The sequence below is a fragment of the Bartonella sp. AD13SXNS genome, from assembly GCF_042196465.1.
In the GTDB taxonomy this organism is placed as follows: domain Bacteria; phylum Pseudomonadota; class Alphaproteobacteria; order Rhizobiales; family Rhizobiaceae; genus Bartonella.
The window spans coordinates 1-19,840 of record NZ_JBHIQI010000008.1 but is presented as its reverse complement, the minus strand read 5'-3'; the positions used below and the strand labels follow the sequence as shown (position 1 = coordinate 19,840).

General features: G+C 37.6%; 15 protein-coding genes and 1 pseudogene. All 16 read left to right on the top strand.

Annotated elements, in window-relative coordinates; genetic code table 11:
• Positions 1-54 precede the first annotated feature (54 nt).
• Positions 55-2,124: an NADH-quinone oxidoreductase subunit NuoG gene (gene nuoG / locus ACFIMQ_RS06385; RefSeq protein WP_375616306.1), complete on the top strand. Its 2,070-nt coding sequence runs from the start codon at positions 55-57 to the stop codon at positions 2,122-2,124.
• 22 nt (positions 2,125-2,146) lie between these two features.
• Positions 2,147-3,193 (top strand): NADH-quinone oxidoreductase subunit NuoH, encoded by a 1,047-nt coding sequence (nuoH, locus tag ACFIMQ_RS06380; protein ID WP_375616305.1) that lies wholly within the window; start codon positions 2,147-2,149, stop codon positions 3,191-3,193.
• 14 nt (positions 3,194-3,207) lie between these two features.
• The gene (gene nuoI, locus ACFIMQ_RS06375; RefSeq protein WP_019223540.1) at positions 3,208-3,699 is read left to right on the top strand and encodes an NADH-quinone oxidoreductase subunit NuoI; all 492 of its coding nucleotides are present in this window, start codon (positions 3,208-3,210) and stop codon (positions 3,697-3,699) included.
• A 94-nt stretch (positions 3,700-3,793) separates the two neighbouring features.
• On the top strand, positions 3,794-4,414 hold the full coding sequence (locus ACFIMQ_RS06370) for an NADH-quinone oxidoreductase subunit J (RefSeq protein ID WP_375608285.1): 621 nt from the start codon (positions 3,794-3,796) through the stop codon (positions 4,412-4,414).
• 14 nt (positions 4,415-4,428) lie between these two features.
• The gene (nuoK, locus tag ACFIMQ_RS06365; RefSeq protein WP_015856359.1) at positions 4,429-4,737 is read left to right on the top strand and encodes an NADH-quinone oxidoreductase subunit NuoK; all 309 of its coding nucleotides are present in this window, start codon (positions 4,429-4,431) and stop codon (positions 4,735-4,737) included.
• A 6-nt stretch (positions 4,738-4,743) separates the two neighbouring features.
• Complete coding sequence (gene nuoL, locus ACFIMQ_RS06360; protein ID WP_375703637.1) at positions 4,744-6,711, top strand: NADH-quinone oxidoreductase subunit L; 1,968 nt, start codon at positions 4,744-4,746, stop codon at positions 6,709-6,711.
• A complete protein-coding gene (locus ACFIMQ_RS06355; protein WP_375616303.1) occupies positions 6,708-8,177 on the top strand; it encodes an NADH-quinone oxidoreductase subunit M in 1,470 nt (489 codons plus the stop codon). The genes nuoL and ACFIMQ_RS06355 overlap by 4 nt, the downstream gene beginning before the upstream one ends.
• Before the next feature lie 17 nt (positions 8,178-8,194).
• Positions 8,195-9,649 carry an NADH-quinone oxidoreductase subunit NuoN gene (gene nuoN / locus ACFIMQ_RS06350; protein ID WP_375616288.1) on the top strand — a complete coding sequence of 485 codons (1,455 nt, stop codon included), beginning with the start codon at positions 8,195-8,197 and terminating at the stop codon, positions 9,647-9,649.
• Positions 9,649-10,461: a biotin--[acetyl-CoA-carboxylase] ligase gene (locus ACFIMQ_RS06345; protein WP_375703636.1), complete on the top strand. Its 813-nt coding sequence runs from the start codon at positions 9,649-9,651 to the stop codon at positions 10,459-10,461. Before nuoN ends, ACFIMQ_RS06345 begins: the two co-directional genes overlap by 1 nt.
• Positions 10,462-10,510: 49 nt before the next feature.
• Complete coding sequence (locus ACFIMQ_RS06340; RefSeq protein WP_375703624.1) at positions 10,511-12,187, top strand: ribonuclease J; 1,677 nt, start codon at positions 10,511-10,513, stop codon at positions 12,185-12,187.
• A gap of 200 nt (positions 12,188-12,387) precedes the next feature.
• Entirely contained in the window at positions 12,388-13,713 is a 1,326-nt protein-coding gene (gene proS / locus ACFIMQ_RS06335) for a proline--tRNA ligase (protein ID WP_375616286.1), read from the top strand.
• 11 nt (positions 13,714-13,724) lie between these two features.
• Positions 13,725-14,993 carry a lipoprotein-releasing ABC transporter permease subunit gene (locus ACFIMQ_RS06330; protein ID WP_375616285.1) on the top strand — a complete coding sequence of 423 codons (1,269 nt, stop codon included), beginning with the start codon at positions 13,725-13,727 and terminating at the stop codon, positions 14,991-14,993.
• Positions 14,993-15,673, top strand: coding sequence for an ABC transporter ATP-binding protein (locus tag ACFIMQ_RS06325; RefSeq protein WP_375616284.1), 681 nt, complete (start codon positions 14,993-14,995; stop codon positions 15,671-15,673). The genes ACFIMQ_RS06330 and ACFIMQ_RS06325 overlap by 1 nt, the downstream gene beginning before the upstream one ends.
• 67 nt (positions 15,674-15,740) lie before the next feature.
• A complete protein-coding gene (locus ACFIMQ_RS06320; RefSeq protein ID WP_375608278.1) occupies positions 15,741-16,028 on the top strand; it encodes a succinate dehydrogenase assembly factor 2 in 288 nt (95 codons plus the stop codon).
• Between the two features lie 5 nt (positions 16,029-16,033).
• A complete protein-coding gene (gene mfd, locus ACFIMQ_RS06315) occupies positions 16,034-19,534 on the top strand; it encodes a transcription-repair coupling factor (protein WP_375616283.1) in 3,501 nt (1,166 codons plus the stop codon).
• Between the two features lie 157 nt (positions 19,535-19,691).
• Positions 19,692-19,840 (top strand): annotated as a pseudogene (locus ACFIMQ_RS06310) (lysozyme); the annotation flags it as partial.

The window sequence follows — 19,840 nt, the reverse complement described above, 5'->3', positions numbered from 1 at the left end:
TAAAGAGCAACCGAATGCAAATTTTAAGTGGATTATCCGCAGGTTGGATGGGTGATGATAAATATCAAAGTTGATGGCAAAGAGATTGAAGTTCCTGATTACTACACGCTGCTTCAGGCTGCCGAGGCAGCTGGGGCAGAAATACCACGTTTTTGTTTTCATGAATCTTTGTCAATTGCTGGAAATTGTCGCATGTGTTTGGTTGAGGTTAAGGGTGGTCCTCCAAAACCTCAGGCTTCTTGTGCTATGGGGGTTCGTGATTTACGGTTAGGACCTAACGGTGAAGCGCCTGAGATTTTTACCAATACGGAGATGGTAAAAAAAGCACGTGAAGGTGTTATGGAATTTCTTCTCATTAATCATCCTTTGGATTGTCCAGTATGTGATCAAGGGGGAGAATGTGATCTTCAAGATCAAGCAATGCTTTATGGGCGAGATTGTTCTCGTTATACAGAAAATAAACGTGCTGTAGAAGATAAATATATTGGGCCTCTTGTCAAAACTGTTATGACACGGTGTATTCATTGTACACGGTGTGTTCGTTTTACAACGGAAGTAGCAGGTATTTCTGAGCTTGGTTTGATCGGTCGTGGTGAAGATGCTGAAATTACGACGTATCTTGAAAAAGCTATGACATCTGAATTACAGGGAAATGTTATTGATCTTTGTCCTGTAGGGGCTTTAACCTCAAAACCTTATGCATTTCATGCCCGTCCGTGGGAATTGGTCAAAACGGAATCGATCGATGTGATGGATGCGCTTGGCAGCGCTATCCGTATTGATAGCCGCGGTCGTGAAGTTATGCGGATTATGCCGCGCACGAATGAAGATGTAAATGAGGAATGGATCTCTGATAAAACGCGTTTTATTTGGGATGGATTACGGACTCAGCGGCTAGATAGGCCATATGTACGCAAAGATGGAAAGCTTCAACCTGTCAGTTGGACAGAAGCTTTTGCAAAAATTAAAATGGTGATCTCTAAAATTTTTCCAGAAAAAATTGGAGCCATTGCTGGAGATCTTGCTTCTGTTGAAGAAATGTACGCCCTTAAGGCATTATTGAGTTCGTTGGGCTCAACGCTCTTTGATTGTCGCCAAAGAGGGGTTGCTTTATCGCCTGAGTTTGGGCGTTCGAGTTATATTTTTAATCCTACAATTGCAGGTATTGAACAGGCTGATGCTCTGCTTATTGTGGGATCTAATCCACGTCATGAAGCGGCTGTTTTAAATGCACGCATTTTAAAGCGCCAACGAATAGGAAATTTTCCTATTGCATTAATTGGAGAGAAAGTTGATTTACGTTATCCTTATTCTTACCTTGGATCTGGAAGTGATACATTAACGACACTTATTCGGGGAGAGGATGCTTTTTTAAATGTCTTAAGAGAAGCAAAGAGGCCTCTTATTCTTATTGGAGAGGGAGCGATTTCAGGAAATAAAGGTTTATCTGTTTTAAAAAACCTTGCTAAATTAGCGGATGATATTGGTGCTCTTAGTGAGACATGGAATGGATTTGGAGTTCTTCATAATGCAGCATCAACTGTTGGAGGGTTGGATATAGGCTTTACTTCTAAGCTTGGGGTTGCCAATATTCTAAAAACCTGTGAAGTTTTATTTCTACTTGGTGCTGATGAAGTAGAATTATCTGATACAAAAGCTTTTACAGTTTATATTGGTAGCCATGGTGACAATGGTGCGCATGCTGCTGATGTTATTTTGCCTGCATCTGCTTATACTGAAAAATCAGGGCTTTATGTAAATACAGAAGGGCGTGTTCAAATGACAAATCGGGCTGGTTTTGCTCCAGGTGAAGCAAAAGAAGATTGGGCTATTTTACGTGCTTTATCGGATGTTTTAGGACAAAGGCTTCCTTTTGATTCTCTTTCTCAATTAAGACAATGTTTGTTTAATGATTATCCACATCTTTGTGCCGTTGATGATATAGTGCCTTCTGATATAAGTAATCTTAAGGTGCTTGGTTCAAAAATGGTTTCTCTAGAGAGTCAAACATTTACTTCTATGATTAAAGACTTTTATTTGACAAATCCGATAGCACGTGCTTCTGCCGTTATGGCTGAATGTTCATCTCTTGCAAAAAACCGTGCTACGCAAACTGTAGAGTAAAGGCAAAGGAAAAGGAATAATGATGTATGATTTCTTTATGACTTGGCTGTTGCCATTACTTATTATCGTTGGAAAAACACTGCTTCTTTTAGTCGTTCTTTTGATCTTAGTTGCTTATCTTCTTTACGCAGATAGAAAAATTTGGGCAGCGGTACAATTGCGTCGTGGACCAAACGTTGTTGGCCCATGGGGTTTGTTACAGTCTTTTGCAGATCTAATTAAATTTGTTGTTAAGGAGCCTATTATCCCTGCAGGTGCAAATAAGGGTGTTTTTCTTTTAGCTCCTTTTGTTTCAGCGACACTTGCTTTATCAACTTGGGCTGTTATTCCTGTCAATGAGGGCTGGGAGGTTGCAAAGATTAATGTTGGCTTGCTTTATATTTTAGCCATTTCATCTCTTGAAGTTTATGGTGTTATTATGGGAGGATGGGCATCAAATTCAAAATATCCTTTCTTAGGAGCTCTTCGTTCGGCGGCACAAATGGTTTCTTATGAAGTTTCCATTGGTTTTGTGCTTGTGAGTGTCATTTTAATAAGTGGTTCGTTAGATCTCACAACAATTGTTCTTAAACAACGTCATGGTTTTGGTACAATTCTTGGTCTTCCTTTTAACAGTTTTCTCGATTGGAATTGGTTGGTCCTTTTTCCAATGTTTATTATATTTTTTATTTCTGCGCTTGCAGAGACAAACCGTCCTCCGTTCGATTTGGTGGAAGCAGAATCTGAACTTGTTGCTGGTCATATGGTTGAATATTCTTCAACGCCTTACATGCTCTTCTTTCTAGGTGAATATGTTGCGATTGTTTTAATGTGCGCATTAACAACCATTCTATTTCTGGGTGGTTGGTTGCCTCCTTTAGATGTTTGGTGGCTTAATTGGGTTCCTGGTATCATTTGGTTTGTTTTAAAAGTCTGTTTTGTATTTTTTTGGTTTGCTATGGTTAAAGCTTTTGTTCCACGTTATCGCTATGATCAGCTCATGCGGCTTGGTTGGAAGGTTTTTCTTCCTCTCTCACTAGCAATGGTTGTGATAACTGCTGCTTTTTTAAAATTTACGGATTTCGTTTAAGAGGAGATTTTACGATGTCAGGTTTCATTCAGGCGGCAAAGTCACTTCTTCTATTGGAATTCGTGAGTGCTTTTTTCTTAGCTATGCGTCAATTTTTTTCACCAAAGCCCACAATTAATTATCCTTATGAAAAAGGTTTTGTATCTCAGCGTTTTCGCGGTGAGCATGCATTGCGTCGCTATCCAAATGGTGAAGAACGGTGTATTGCTTGTAAATTATGTGAAGCAATTTGCCCTGCACAAGCGATTACAATTGAGGCAGGTCCGCGACGTAATGATGGTACACGGAGAACTGTCCGTTATGATATCGATATGGTTAAATGTATCTACTGCGGTTTTTGTCAAGAAGCGTGTCCGGTAGAAGCTATTGTTGAGGGACCAAATTTTGAATTTGCAACAGAAACACGTGAAGAACTCTATTATGATAAAGAAAAACTTTTAATGAATGGAGATCGTTGGGAACGAGAAATTTCTCGAAATATATTGATGGATGCGCCTTATCGTTAAGTGTATCATTAAATGAGGTGTCGGATAGTTTTCCGATAAATTGTAATCTGGTATGAAGTTTATACCAATTGTTTGAATAATTAAGGAGAAGCCTATGCTAACAGATCTAGCGGCGGCATTTTTCTATTTGTTTGCTTTTATTATGCTAACAAGTGCAGTTATTGTTATTACAGCACGCAATCCGGTGCATTCTGTTTTGTTTTTAATCCTCGCATTTTTTAATGCTGCGGCTTTATTTTTACTTGCAGGAGCAGAGTTTTTAGGGCTTATTCTGCTTGTTGTGTATGTTGGAGCTGTCGCTGTTTTATTTTTATTTGTCGTTATGATGCTTGATGTCGATTTTGCTGAATTAAAGAGTGGAACTCTTCGGTATGCTCCTATTGGAGCTCTTATTGGCGTTATTATCGCTGTAGAATTGATTGTTGTTTTTGTAAGTAGCTATTTTTCTCCAGTCTTGAGAGCGCATGTTACGCAACCAATGCCAGATTTAGCGCAGCGAACAAATACACAGGCATTAGGAGATATCCTCTATACGGATTATGTTTTCTATTTTCAAATTGCTGGAATAATTTTATTGGTTGCAATGATTGGTGCTATTGTTTTAACACTTCGTCATAAATTAGGAGTAAAGAGGCAATCTATTGCAGAGCAAGTTTCTAGAACGGTAGAAAGTGCCATTGAAATCAAGCAAGTTGAATCAGGAAAAGGTATTTAAGGGGGGCTATATAGATGTATATTGATATTACGCATTATCTCACAGTTTCTGCTTTGATGTTTACAATTGGTATTGCTGGAATTTTTCTCAACAGAAAAAACGTGATTATTATCTTGATGTCTATTGAGCTTATATTACTCTCAGTTAATCTTAATTTTGTTGCATTTTCAGCGTTTCTTCATGATCTCGTTGGGCAGATATTTGCTCTATTTGTCTTAACCGTAGCAGCTGCTGAAGCTGCCATTGGTTTAGCAATTCTTGTCGTTTTTTTCCGTAATCGTGGTTCCATTGCGGTTGAAGATGTTAATGTAATGAAAGGCTAACCAGTGATGTATTATACGATTGTCTTTCTTCCGCTTTTGGGTTTTCTCATTGCTGCACTAGGTGGGAAAACGATAGGAGATCGTGCGAGTGAATTGATAACATGTAGTTTTATGGTGATTGTTGCCATATTGTCGTGGGTGGCTTTTTTTAGTATTGCGCTTGGTCATACTCCAGTAATTGATGTATTGGTATTACATTGGATGACTGTTGGTGGCTTAAGCTTTAACTGGGCTTTACATATTGATACATTAACAGCAGTCATGCTTATTGTTGTAAACAGTGTTTCGGCATTAGTGCATATTTATTCAATTGGTTATATGCATCATGACCCCTCAAGATCCCGTTTTTTTTCTTATCTTTCTTTGTTTACATTTATGATGCTTATGTTGGTGACCTCCAATAATTTGATCCAAATGTTTTTTGGATGGGAAGGTGTAGGACTTGCTTCTTATCTGTTAATTGGTTTTTGGTTTCAACGCGATTCTGCTAATAAGGCTGCAATGAAAGCTTTTGTCGTCAATCGTGTTGGAGATTTTGGTTTTCTCTTAGGAATATTTAGTATTTTTGTTTTATTTCAATCGGTTGATTTTAGCTCTATTTTTGCAAAAGCTGCAAACAATAACTTTATACAAAATATGACATTTTTAGGTTGGCAGTTTGATGGACAAATGGCAATTACCATTACATGTCTTTTATTATTTATTGGTGCGATGGGAAAATCAGCACAATTTCTCTTACATACTTGGCTTCCTGATGCAATGGAGGGACCTACACCTGTATCAGCACTTATTCATGCAGCGACAATGGTAACGGCTGGTGTTTTTATGGTTGCGCGTATGTCGCCAATTTTTGAACTTTCTTCAACTGCTTTGACCGTGATTATTATTGTTGGAGCAACAACGGCATTTTTTGCAGCAACTGTGGGGTTAGTGCAGAATGATATTAAGCGTGTTATTGCTTATTCTACATGTTCTCAACTTGGTTATATGTTTGTTGCATTAGGTGTTGGAGCTTATGGAGCTGCTGTCTTTCATCTTTTTACGCATGCTTTTTTTAAAGCATTATTGTTTCTTGGTGCGGGCTCTGTCATTCATGCTGTATCTGATGAACAAGATATGCGAAAAATGGGCGGGTTACGCAAACATATAAAGGTCACCTATTGGATGATGATGGTCGGGACCATTGCATTGACCGGTGTTGGCGTTCCTGGAACACTTTTTGGGACTGCGGGTTTTTTCTCAAAAGATGCGATTATAGAGTCTGCTTTTGCATCCCATAATATTGCTTCAGGGTATGCTTTTTATCTTCTTGTTTTTGCAGCCTTATTAACAAGCTTTTATTCATGGCGGCTTATCTTTATGACGTTCCATGGAAAACCACGAGCAACTGTTGATGTTATGCATCATGTACATGAATCGCCCCCAGTGATGTTGATCCCCCTCTTTATTTTATCTATTGGAGCAATATTTGCTGGTGTTATTTTCCAACCTTATTTTTTTGGTGATTTATACGATACTTTTTGGAAGGGAGCATTGTTTACAAGCAGCCACAATCATATCCTTCATGATGCCCACCATGTTTTGAATTGGGTAAAATGGTCGCCCTTTGTAGCAATGATTTTTGGATTTATGTTGGCCTATTTATTTTACATTGTTGCTCCATCTCTTCCCAAAAAAATGGCTCGTATTATGCCGGGAGTGTATCACTTTCTTTACCAAAAATGGTATTTCGATCAATTATATAACTTTTTATTTGTCCGTCCTACCTTTAGAATTGGTTGTTTTCTTTGGAAAGTAGGAGACGGTAAAATTATTGATGGTCTAGGTCCGAATGGGATTGCAGCACGTGTTGTTGATATTACAAATAGAGTTGTTCGAATGCAGACAGGCTATCTTTATCACTATGCATTTGCGATGCTTATAGGCGTTGCATTGCTCATTACATGGATGATGATCGGGGGCGTAAACCAATGATTGATTGGCCTATTCTTTCTACGGTTACATTTTTGCCGCTTGTTGGTGTGCTTTTGATTTTGTTTATCAAAGATGATAGTGAAGCTGCGCGCAATAATATACGTAATGTTGCGTTTTTTACGACTATATTTGTTTTTATTATTTCTTTAATTATTTGGATAGGATTTGATTCTAGCAACCCAAACTTTCAAATGGTTGAAAAATTCAATTGGTTGGGGAGTGGTATTAGTTATCATATGGGGATTGATGGCATTTCTATTCTTTTTGTTGTTCTCTCAGCTTTTCTTTTGCCTTTCTGTATTTTAGCAAGTTGGGAGAATGTTAAAGAGAGATTAAAAGCTTATATGATTGCTTTTCTGCTTCTTGAAGTCGCGATTATTGGCGTCTTTTGTGCTCTTGACGCAATATTATTTTATGTTTTTTTTGAAGGCAGCCTCATTCCAATGTTTATCATTATAGGTGTGTGGGGTGGAGCACGTCGTGTTTATGCAAGTATCAAGTTTTTCTTATACACTTTACTCGGTTCAGTGCTTATGTTGGTTGCTCTTATGACTATGTACTGGGAAGCAGGAACACTTGATATACCGACTTTACTCAATTATCAGTTTCCTGCTCATATGCAAATATGGTTATGGCTTGCATTTTTTGCTTCTTTTGCTGTTAAAATGCCGATGTGGCCAGTTCATACATGGCTTCCTGATGCTCACGTAGAAGCACCTACAGCGGGTTCTGTTATTTTAGCTGGTGTCTTGCTCAAATTAGGTGGATATGGTTTTCTTCGTTTTTCTTTACCAATGTTTCCTATCGCTTCAGCAGATTTTGCACCTTTGGTTTTCACATTATCGCTTATCGCTATTATTTATACGTCTTTGGTTGCACTTGTTCAAAGTGACATAAAAAAGCTTATAGCTTATTCTTCGATAGCGCATATGGGATATGTGACCATGGGCATTTTTGCAGCGAATGAACAGGGGATACAAGGGGCTATTTATCAGATGCTATCCCATGGAATTGTTTCAGCAGCTTTATTTCTTTGTGTTGGCGTTATCTATGATCGCTTGCATACGCGTGAAATTGCAGCGTTTGGTGGTTTAGTAAATAACATGCCCAAATATGCTGTTGTTTTTTTGATCTTTACCATGGCGAATGTTGGTTTACCTGGAAGTTCAGGATTTTTAGGTGAATTTTTAACCTTAATAGGCGTTTTTCAAGTAAATAAATTGGTTGTTGTTTTTGCTACAACGGGTGTTATTTTATCGGCTGCCTATGCCCTTTATCTTTATCGGCGTGTGGTTTTTGGTTCTTTGGATAAAGAGAATTTAAAAGTCCTTATAGACCTCTCTTCAAGAGAAAAATTTATTCTTTATCCAATGGTTATTCTAACAATATTTTTTGGTGTCTATCCAACGCCTATTCTTAAAGCAACGGCGTTTTCCGTAGAAGCCCTCATCAATAAATTGCACTAGATAAGGGAAGAATGCATATGCAAAATGAAATGATAGCACAATTAGTCTTAATTCTTCCAGAGATTTCAATAGCATTAGGAGGAATAGTGTTGCTTTTGATTGGTGTTTATTCCAACACACGTTCCTCTTTAACTGTAACGGGGCTGGCCATTGCTCTTTTTGTTGCAACCATTGTTATGATTGTTGTTTTTCCGAAGACTGGCTTATTTCAAACCAATGCGCTCATTATTGACTCTTTTGGTCGTTATATGAAAATCTTAACGCTTATTGGCGCACTTTTTGCTCTCATTATGTCTGTTGGTTTTAACAGTTCTCAAAAGTTTGATGTATTTGAATTTCCTGTGCTTGTTCTTTTCGCAACTCTTGGCATGATGCTGATGATTTCAGCAGGCAATATGCTGTCACTTTATATGGGGTTGGAATTACAATCCTTAGCTTTATATGTCCTTGCTGCAATTAATCGTGATAATGTAAAATCTTCTGAAGCTGGTATAAAATATTTTGTTTTAGGGGCGTTATCTTCAGGATTGTTGCTTTATGGTATTTCTTTGCTTTATGGCTTTACTGGTCAAATTAGTTTTCACGAAATTGCCATTGCTTTGAAAGGTGAAAACTTACAATTAGGGGTTGTTTTTGCAATTGTTTTTATTTTAGCCGGTTTGGCATTCAAAATTTCTGCAGTTCCATTTCATATGTGGACTCCTGATGTTTATGAAGGAGCGCCCACACCTATTACAGCATTTTTTGCTGGTGCTCCTAAAATTGCCGCGATGGCACTCATTATTCGTCTTATGGTTATGACTTTTATTCCACTAAGTCATTCTGATGGCTCTATGCCTGCATGGCAACAAATTTTGGTGTTCATGGCTCTTACATCAATGATACTTGGTGCTTTTGCTGCAATTGGTCAGAGCAATATTAAACGTTTGATGGCTTATTCCTCCATTGGTCACATGGGGTATGCGCTAGTTGGTTTATCTGCTGGAGATATGCTTGGGATAAAAAGCGTTATTCTTTATATGACTATTTATCTTGGAATGACGATTGGTTCATTTGCCTTTATTCTTGGAATGCGCTCGAATAATGGAAATGTTGAGAATATTTATGATCTTTCAGGTCTCATAAAGACAAATCCGTTTATGGCTGTTGTGATGACAATACAACTGTTCTCGCTAGCAAGCATACCGCCTATGGCCGGTTTTTTTGGGAAATGGTATACATTTTCTGCTGCTGTCCATGCTGGACTTACTCCACTCGCTGTCGTTGGGATGATAGCGTCTGTTGTTGGGGCCTTTTACTATTTGCGAGTCATTAAAATTATGTGGTTTGATGATGCAAAAGCGCATTTTGTTGCTTTATCGAATGAGCTTCAATTTTGTCTTGGTCTTTCTGCTTTCTTTATTTTGTTTTACATGCTTTTTGGAATTTGGTTCACTGAGTTAGCAGAAAAAGCAGCAGCAGCATTGTTTTAATAAATATGGTTTATATTTTATCAGATTTTGCACAAAAACAGGGATACACTGTTGAATTGCACAGTACTGTCGATTCAACAAATCTCATTGCACAACGAAAAGCACAAGCTGGTCATCAAGGTTATCTTTGGATTGTTGCACAAGAACAATTACAGGGAAGAGCGAGAAGAGGGAGGACTTGGTCTAGTCCTAAAGGGAACCTTTATTCTAGTCTTTTGTTAATTGATGATATTGTGCATCAAACTGCTGCTCAACTTGGTTTTGTTGCTGGAGTAAGTGTGGCAGAGGCAATAAAACAATTTATAAAAGATGAAAAGCAAACAAACAATATTGTGAGCTTAAAATGGCCAAACGATATTTTGCTCAAAGGTGTGAAAAGCTCTGGAATTTTGCTCGAGATTTTAAAATTGTCATCACAACAATATGCATTGGTTATTGGTATTGGAATAAATGTGAAATATAATTATGAAAACGCACTCTATCCCACTTCAAGTTTAAAGAATATTGGTTTGCATATTGAAGCAGAACAGTTATTTACGGTTTTGACGGAGTGTTTTTCTAAAAACTATCTCCTTTGGAAAAAATCAGGAGGACGCAATATAATTCGCGAAAAATGGCTTTTATACTCTGCTCATCTTGGGCAGCATGTCAAAATAATCAATGATGAAAAAGTCATCGAGGGTATTTTTGATGGTCTTGATAGTGATTTTAACTGCATCATAAAACAAAATAATGGTCAAACAGCCATTATAACAGCTGGGGATGTTCATTTTGGTTCAGCTGCTTCTGCTCATGCAAATCGTATTAATTGATAAAGTTTTATTTCATCATCAGATTATCTTAATGATTTAGGAGATGTTTATGGTTGCGGCCAACGAGAATGAATTTGTTTTTTTACCTTTAGGAGGAGTAGGTGAAATAGGGATGAATCTCGCTGCTTATGGATTTGGTCCTGAAAATTTTCGTGAATGGTTGCTTGTTGATATGGGAGTTAGTTTTGCTGGACCTGAATTACCCGGAGCAGATCTCATTTTGCCTGATATTCGTTTTCTAGAAAGTGAAAAATACAATATTCATGGTCTTGTTTTAACACATGCTCATGAAGATCATTATGGGGCCGTTCTTGATTTGTGGCCAAAGTTACAGATTCCAATTTACTGTACGCCTTTTACGGCAGGATTATTGGAAAGTAAAAGGCAAGCAGATTTTGAATCTCAAAAAATTTTACTCAATATTTTTCAAGCTGGTGATTGTTTTCAGGTAGGTTCCTTCGCTGTAGAGGCTATAGCTGTTAATCATTCAATACCAGAAGCTGTCTCTTTGGCAATTACAACGTCTTTAGGAACCGTAATCCATACGGGTGATTGGAAAATTGATCATACCCCTTCATTTGGGGCTGTAACGGATGAAAAAAGATTTCGTGCTTTAGGCAAAAAAGGTGTTTTAGCATTACTTTGTGATTCCACAAATGCGTGTCGGGATGGTATATCTCCATCAGAACAGCAGGTTCAAACCAGTCTTTCTGAGATTATTTTGAAAGCTAAAGGGCGCGTTGCGATAGCAACTTTTGCTTCTAATATTGGTCGGATACGTTCTATTGCTCTTGCTGCTGAAGCTTCTGGGCGTAAGGTACTCGTCATTGGGCGTTCCCTTAAGCGAAGTATTATGGTTGCACAAGAGCTTGGTTATATGAATGGTTTAGCGCCATTTGTAACAGAAGATGATTATGGTTACATCCCGCGAAAAGATCTTGTTTTAATCGTCACAGGAAGCCAAGGTGAGCCGTGTGCTGCTTTGGCTAAACTTTCACGTGATGGAATGAGGAATATTGCACTCTCCGCTGGTGATACCGTTATTTATTCATCACGAAGTATTCCAGGAAACGAAAAATCTATTCTTGAGGTACAAAATCGTTTCATTGATTTGGGTATTGAAATTATTACGAATGAAGATGCTCTTGTTCATGTTTCAGGTCATCCCCGTCGTTCAGAACTTTTACAGATGTATGATTGGATAAAGCCACAGATACTTGTTCCTGTACATGGGGAAGCAATGCATCTTAAGGCTCATGCAACTTTAGCCCGTCAAGCAGGTATTCAAACTGTTATGGATATCAGAAATGGCCATATGTTACGTCTCGCACCAAAGCCTGTAAAAGTTGTTGATCAAGTTCCTGTTGGACGTATCTATAAGGATGGTTGCCTAATTGGGGATGAAGATGAATTAGGGATTCGTGAACGCCGCAAACTCAGTTATGCTGGTCATGTTACTATTTCTCTCCATATAAATAATAAGTATGAATTATTGGGGGATATAGGTCTATCAACATTCGGATTACCTGAAAATAATGGAAAGGGGGAGAGTTTGAAAGATATTCTTTTAGATATTGTAGAAAATACAGTTTATAACATCCCACGGCTAAAACGGAACAATAATGAACTTATTCGAGAGGCAACACGACGTGCAGTAAGAGCAGCTGTTCATGACATTTGGCAAAAAAAACCTATCTGTACAGTTTTTTTACATCGGTCAAAATAAAGAATTTTCCTATTACGTTATTTAAAGAGAAAAGCATTTTTATTTTATTGCTAAATAAGAAAAATAGAGAATAGAGCACAATAAATTTTGAAACAATAAGATCGTTATATTTGCAAGTATTCAGAATGCGGCTATAGATGAATGGAGAGTGTGTTAAATTGTTTCAATATGGTAGATCTGATTAGGAGTTAATTATTTCAATGCGTCTTTCTCAATATTTCCTTCCCTTGTTAAAAGAGAACCCTAAAGAAGCAGAAATTGTTTCTCATCGTTTTATGTTGCGTGCTGGGATGATTCGACAGCAAACATCAGGAATTTATTCTTGGCTTCCTTTGGGAAAAAAAGTGCTTGATAAAGTTTGTAAAATTATTCGTGAGGAGCAAGAACGCGCTGGTGCAATAGAAATATTGATGCCTACAATCCAATCTGCTGATCTTTGGCGTGAAAGCGGTCGCTATGATGATTATGGTTTAGAAATGCTCCGCATTAAAGATCGTCAAAAACGTGATTTACTTTATGGTCCTACCAATGAAGAGATGGTAACAGATATTTTTCGCTCATATGTTCGTTCTTATAAAGATCTTCCGCTTAATTTGTATCATATTCAATGGAAATTTCGTGATGAAATTCGTCCACGTTTTGGTGTGATGCGGGCACGAGAATTTTTAATGAAAGATGCTTATTCTTTTGATCTTGATTATGAGGGTTCTAAAACGTCTTATAATCGTATGTTTGTTGCTTATTTACGCACTTTTTTTCGCCTTGGTTTAAAAGCAATTCCCATGCGTGCTGACACAGGTCCCATTGGGGGGGAGCTCAGTCATGAATTTATCATTTTGGCTGAAACGGGAGAGAGCGCTATCTTCTGTGATAGACAATTTCTTGAACTTACCGTTCCCCATAGTTCAATCGATTTTAGTGATAAAGCTGTTTTAGATGATATCGTTAAACAGTGGACATCTTTTTATGCAGCAACAGAAGAAATGCATGAGGAAGAAGAGTGGGCTAAAATTTCTGAGAATAATCGTCTTTCAGCGCGTGGTATTGAAGTTGGGCATATTTTTCACTTTGGCACTAAATACTCTGCTCCAATGGGAGCAAAAGTTATGGGACAAGATGGAAAGGAGCATGTGGTCTCTATGGGATCTTATGGTATTGGACCTTCGCGTCTTGTTGCGGCCGCTATTGAGGCTTCTCATGATGAAAATGGTATTATTTGGCCAAAGTCGATGGCACCGTTCGATTTTGGGATTATCAATATGAAACCCGATGATGAAAAATGTACACATACATGTGAGATTCTCTATCAAGGATTAAAGGATGCTGGTTTTGACCCATTATTAGATGATAGAAATGAACGTCCTGGATCAAAATTTGCAACCATGGATTTGATTGGTTTGCCAAAGCAAATCATTGTTGGTCCTAACAGCATTGCACAAAATGAAGTTGAAATTAAAGATCGCAAAACAGGTGTAAAAAAATCTCTAAAGGTTGAAGATGTACTCAGCCAACTTTCTATAATTTAATAGGAAATGTTATGAAAAGGCTGAAAAATAAAGTTTTTTCATCTTATGAGTGGATGATCGCTTTTCGTTATATGATTCCCAATAAAAAACATGCCGTTGCCTCTGTTATTTCAATTATTTCTCTTATTGGGATTATGTTGGGCGTATTTGCTCTGGTTGTTGTTATGGCGGTGATGAATGGCTTTCGTACAGAACTTCTCAATCGTATTCTTGGTATGAATGGACATCTTATTGTTCAAACAGTTGATTCTGGTTTTTCTGATTATAAAACTCTTATTTCTTCTTTAGAATCTACAAATGGCGTGAAGTTTGCTTTACCTGTTATTGAAGGTCAGGCGCTTGTTCAAGGTGACGTTCAAGGAAGCTCTGGCGCTTTAGTTCGCGGTATGCGCAAACAAGATTTAGAAAAGCTTAAAACAGTATCTCAAAATATTAAATTAGGATCGCTCTCTCAGTTTGATAAAGAAGAAGGAGTTGCAATTGGAAGTGGCTTAGCAGAAAAATTGGGACTTACAGTTGGAAGAGATCTTCGCATTATAACTCCAGATGGTGATGAGACTCCTTTTGGCGTTACTCCGCGCGTGAAAGCTTATAAAGTCGTTGCTATTTTTGAAGTTGGTATGTCTGAATATGATTCAATATTTATCTTTATGCCTCTTCATGAAGCACAAATGTTTTTTAATTTAGGAGATAAAGTTCAGTCTTTAGAGTTATTTCTAAATAATCCTGATGCCGTTGATCAAATAAAACCCGTTGTAGAAAAAGCAGTTGATCAACAGGTTTATTTAATTGATTGGCGTACACGCAATCAGGCTTTTTTTTCAGCTTTACAAATTGAACGAAATGTTATGTTTTTTATTCTTTCTTTGATCGTTCTTGTTGCTGCTTTAAATATTATTTCAGGTCTGATTATGCTTGTAAAAGATAAAAGTCATGATATTGCAATTTTACGCACGATGGGCGCTCAACAGAGTGCGATTTTGCGTATATTTATTATCACAGGAATGATGATTGGTTTTATTGGAACTATATTGGGCTTAATTTTAGGTGTTATTGCGACCGTGAATATTAATCATATTCAAGACTTTATTTCTTGGTTATTTAATGTCGACGTTTTTAATCCCCAACTTTATTTTTTGACAAAATTGCCTGCACAAATTGAGTGGAAACAGACCATCTTGGTTGCTATGATGGCTTTATTCTTGTCATTTCTTGCTGCTCTCATTCCAGCATGGCGTGCTGCTAAGCTAGATCCCGTACAAGCTTTGAGGTATGAATAATGACAGCTATTTTAGAGCTTGTAGAGATTGAAAGGCGATTTTTTGAGAGTGATAAGCCGCTCATTATTTTAAATAAAGCAAATTTTATCCTTAATAGGGGAGAGCTTGTGGCACTTGTTGCACCATCTGGTGCTGGAAAATCAACACTTCTGCATATTGCTGGATTATTAGAAAAACCAACAGCTGGTGATGTGTTGTTACGAGGTGTTTCTTGTGCAAAGCGTTCTGATAGTGAGCGAACAGCTATCAGACGAAATGATATTGGTTTTGTTTATCAATTTCATCATTTACTACCAGAGTTTACGGCTTTAGAAAATGTCATGATACCGCAAATGATAGCAGGATTAAAAAAGTCCATAGCAGAAGATCGTGCGCGTAAATTATTGACGTATCTGCGTGTTTCGCATCGTGCTAACCATCGTCCCTCAGAGTTATCGGGAGGAGAACAACAACGTGTTGCTATTGCACGTGCAGTAGCAAATGGCCCTTCTGTTCTTTTGGCCGATGAACCTACAGGCAATCTTGATCCAGTAACTTCAGCTTACGTCTTTCAAGCTTTATCTGTTCTGGTTCGTCAGTCTGGTCTTTCTGCTCTTATTGCAACACATAATTACGCTTTGGCTAAGCAAATGCATCGTCGAATTACACTTAAAGAACAAAAGATTATAGAACTTCCTTAAAAGCAAGGTACAAATTTTATACGACAAATTGAATAGTTTATATTACTTTATTCAAGGAGATTTTTTTATGACAGTTTTTGTCGATGACAAAAATCAATTGGATGCGCGTCGTCGCCGTTTGATTTTTCGTGCATGGCATCGTGGTATTCGTGAAATGGATCTCATTTTTGGACATTATGTCGATGCTCATATTACTGGAATGAATGATAGAACCCTCTCTGAGCTTGAGTATATTATGTCTTTTGATGATCGTGATTTACTCACATGGATTACTGGAGAAATTTCACCGCCATCTGAAATTGATAGTCCACTTTTTCGTGATATTGCTAATTATCGTACTTGCTTAAGTTATTGATCCCAATGCCTATATTTAAAAAAATTGTTATTCCCCAAAACAGTTCTGTTCGTATGATTTTTGATGGCGTTACTGATGGATTTGAAGCCTTTGCGCTTGCTAAGTTAAGTTCAGAAATTACACAAGGTAAACCGCTCCTCTATGTTGTTCATGACGGAACAAAAATTGCGCATTTACAACAAGTTTTAAATTTTATTGAACCCAATTTACCCGTACTTCAATTTCCTGCATGGGATTGTTTGCCTTATGATCGCGTATCACCAGGAATTGCTGTCATGGCTCGTCGACTATCAGCATTGGCACGCATAGCAAATTTACGTCAAAATCCACATCCTGCAATTATATTAACAACAGCAAATGCAATTATGCAAAAGTTGCCTCCTCGTGAAATGATAGAAGCTCAGCTTATTCACTTACATGTTGGCCAACGCAATAACATGGGGAATCTAATTCAATTCCTAGAAACCAATGGTTTTGAACGCGTTACGGTTGTCCGTGATGTTGGTGAGTTTGCTGTAAGAGGAGGAATACTTGATATCTTTTCTCCTATGGATGTTGAACCTTTACGTCTTGATTTTTTTGGAGATACCCTGGAAAGTATCCGCGTATTTGATCCAGAAAGTCAAAGGACAACACGTCAAAAAACTGAACTTTTATTACAGGCAATGAGTGAGGTTGTTCTTACACCAGAACGCATCAGCCGATTTAAAAGCAATTATACCCGTACATTTGGTGTATCACAAAAAAATAACATGCTTTATGAAGCAATTGCTCAAGGTCGGCGTTTTGCCGGTATGGAACATTGGCTTCCTTTTTTTTATGAAAACCTTGACACTTTTTTTGACCATTGTGGCAACCTACCGCTTGTTTTTGAGCATCTTATAGAAGAAGTTTTCATTGAGCGCTATCGCCTTATTGAAGACTATTATAATGCGCGTAAAGAGCGCGAAAATGATAAAGAAATTTCTACTTCTTATCATCCAATAGACCCTAGTCTTCTTTATTTAACGCCAGAGCGTGTTTTGGAATGTGTGCAACAATCTTCACAGCGTATTGATTTTTCACCTTTTAATATTCCACAAAGTTTGGAACAAACAGTTATTCACACCAATGTTAAACAGGGATATGATTTTGTAAAAGAGCGTAATGCGCAAGAAAAAAATGTTTTTTCAAGTGTTATTGATCATATCGCCTCTTTACGCACTGCTGGCAAAAAAGTACTTTTAGCGTGTTGGAGTGAAGGGTCTCTCAATCGTTTGATACAAGTTCTTGATGAGCATGGATTGAAAAAAATAGATGTTGTAAAATCCTTGCAAACTGTCAAAGCAACACCACGAGATCATATATTAGCAGCTGTTATCATGATAGAACATGGTTTTGAGGCTGAAGATTTAGCTATTATAGCAGAGCAGGATATCCTAGGTGATCGCTTCATCAGATCACCAAAGCGGCGTAAGAATAATACAAATTTTATTTCTGAAATTTCTGCTTTAAATTCTGGTGATATTGTTGTGCATATCGACCACGGTATTGGCCAATTTGTTGGTCTTAAAACCATCACAACCACTGGAATTTTACGAGATTGCCTTGAAATTAAATATGCTGGAGGTGATCTCCTCTTTTTACCTGTTGAAAATATTGAGCTTCTCTCACGTTATGGTTCAGAAGGAACAGAGGTAACTTTAGATAAATTAGGGGGTGTTGCTTGGCAAGCACGTAAAGCGCGGCTTAAAAAACATTTGTTGGAAATGGCAGGGCAATTAATCCGTATAGCTGCAGAGCGTATGACACGTGCTGCACCTGCTGTATTTCCACCAACTGGACTATTTGATGAGTTTGTTGCTTGCTTTCCCTATGAAGAAACGGAAGATCAAATGAATGCAATTGATGCTGTTTTGGACGATTTAGCATCAGGCAAACCGATGGATCGCTTGATATGCGGTGATGTTGGTTTTGGAAAAACCGAAGTAGCCATACGAAGTGCTTTTGTTGCAGCATTAAATGGATATCAAGTTGCTGTTGTTGTACCGACAACGTTGCTTTCACGTCAACATTACAAGACGTTTATTTCGCGTTTTCAAGGATTGCCAGTTAAAATTGGTCATGCTTCAAGGCTTGTAAAAACGAAAGAGCTTGCACAAGTTAAAAAAGGTATTTCAGATGGTACAATCGATATTGTCATTGGAACCCATGCATTATTAAGTGATGCAGTCAATTTTTCACGGTTAGGGCTTCTTATCATTGATGAAGAACAACATTTTGGTGTAAAACACAAAGAGCGTTTAAAAGAGCTTAAAAGTGATATACATGTTCTCACACTTTCAGCAACCCCTATACCACGCACTTTAGGGTTAGCATTATCAGGGGTACGTGAACTTTCATTAATAACAACACCCCCCATTGATAGAATGGCGGTTCGTACTTTTATTTCACCGTTTGATGCACTTGTTATACGAGAAACCCTGCTTCGAGAATATTATCGTGGTGGACAAAGTTTCTATGTATGTCCTCGTATTTCTGATTTAGCTTTTGTAGAAGAATATTTCAAAACACATGTGCCAGAACTCAAATTCGTTGTGGCCCATGGACAAATGCCGGCTGGGCAACTTGATGATATTATGAATGCATTTTATGATGGGCAATATGATGTTTTGCTATCGACAACCATTATTGAATCCGGTCTTGATATTCCAACAGCCAATACATTAATTGTACATCGTGCAGAAATGTTCGGTCTTTCTGCACTCTATCAGTTACGAGGAAGGGTAGGGCGCTCAAAACAACGTGCTTATGCACTCTTTACATTTCCTTCTGGTAAAGTTTTAACGCCTGCAGCTGATCGTCGTCTTAAAGTGTTACAATCTCTTGATACACTGGGCGCTGGATTTCAATTAGCAAGCCACGATATGGATATTCGTGGTTCAGGCAACTTTTTAGGAGAAGAACAATCAGGACATATCAAAGAAGTTGGTTTTGAACTTTATCAAAAAATGCTTGAGGAAGCTGTTACTGAATTAAAAGATGGAGAGCAAAGTGAGGATAAACAATGGTCTCCTCAAATTTCACTTGGTACAACAGTGATGATACCAGAAAGTTTTGTTCCTGACTTATCATTACGTATGGGGCTTTACCGACGCTTGACAGAACTTAAGAATTTAGAACAAATTGATGAATTCGCAGCAGAGTTAATCGATCGCTTTGGTCCTTTACCCCTTGAAGTTCAACACATCCTTAAAGTCTTTCATATCAAAACATTGTGTCGAAAAGCGCATGTAGAGAAATTAGATACAGGACCAAAGGGGATTGTTATACAGTTTCGTAATAACTATTTCACAAATAGCGTTGCTCTTGTTCAGTGGATAGGAAAACAAGGTTCAATGGCAAAAATTCGTCCAGATCAAAGTATCGCTCTTATTCGAGATTGGGCTAGCGTTGATGAAAGACTTATTGGAGCGACAACAATTATGATGCAGCTTGTAGAAATGGCAGAACAACATTCTGTTTAAAAAATATCTTTATTATTTCAGAACTATTACTTATTTTCATAAACTTATTCTATGAAAATACACATGTATCGATTTTTTTATAAGAATAAAATTTAAATTTATAATAAAATAACTCCTTACTTATTTATTTTGAATTCTTTATTATAACACGTATTGATATAATATAACAGCAGCCTTTTGCAAGTCGAGCCTTTTGAAAAAACTTAATCAAGGCGATTATGAAGCCGTACCCGTTGAATTACAGAAATGGAATAAGGTAGGTGGAAAGCTTCTTGCTGGTTTAGCCAACCGTCGAGCAGCGGAAGC

Coding starts and splice junctions, on each gene's coding strand:
- ACFIMQ_RS06330 (WP_375616285.1), top strand. CDS start 13,725: ATGAAAAGGCTGAAAAATAAAGTTTTTTCATCTTATGAGTGGATGATC.
- mfd (WP_375616283.1), top strand. CDS start 16,034: ATGCCTATATTTAAAAAAATTGTTATTCCCCAAAACAGTTCTGTTCGT.
- nuoL (WP_375703637.1), top strand. CDS start 4,744: ATGTATTATACGATTGTCTTTCTTCCGCTTTTGGGTTTTCTCATTGCT.
- nuoN (WP_375616288.1), top strand. CDS start 8,195: ATGCAAAATGAAATGATAGCACAATTAGTCTTAATTCTTCCAGAGATT.
- nuoH (WP_375616305.1), top strand. CDS start 2,147: ATGTATGATTTCTTTATGACTTGGCTGTTGCCATTACTTATTATCGTT.
- ACFIMQ_RS06370 (WP_375608285.1), top strand. CDS start 3,794: ATGCTAACAGATCTAGCGGCGGCATTTTTCTATTTGTTTGCTTTTATT.
- ACFIMQ_RS06325 (WP_375616284.1), top strand. CDS start 14,993: ATGACAGCTATTTTAGAGCTTGTAGAGATTGAAAGGCGATTTTTTGAG.
- proS (WP_375616286.1), top strand. CDS start 12,388: ATGCGTCTTTCTCAATATTTCCTTCCCTTGTTAAAAGAGAACCCTAAA.
- ACFIMQ_RS06355 (WP_375616303.1), top strand. CDS start 6,708: ATGATTGATTGGCCTATTCTTTCTACGGTTACATTTTTGCCGCTTGTT.
- nuoK (WP_015856359.1), top strand. CDS start 4,429: ATGTATATTGATATTACGCATTATCTCACAGTTTCTGCTTTGATGTTT.
- ACFIMQ_RS06320 (WP_375608278.1), top strand. CDS start 15,741: ATGACAGTTTTTGTCGATGACAAAAATCAATTGGATGCGCGTCGTCGC.
- ACFIMQ_RS06340 (WP_375703624.1), top strand. CDS start 10,511: ATGGTTGCGGCCAACGAGAATGAATTTGTTTTTTTACCTTTAGGAGGA.
- nuoG (WP_375616306.1), top strand. CDS start 55: ATGATAAATATCAAAGTTGATGGCAAAGAGATTGAAGTTCCTGATTAC.
- nuoI (WP_019223540.1), top strand. CDS start 3,208: ATGTCAGGTTTCATTCAGGCGGCAAAGTCACTTCTTCTATTGGAATTC.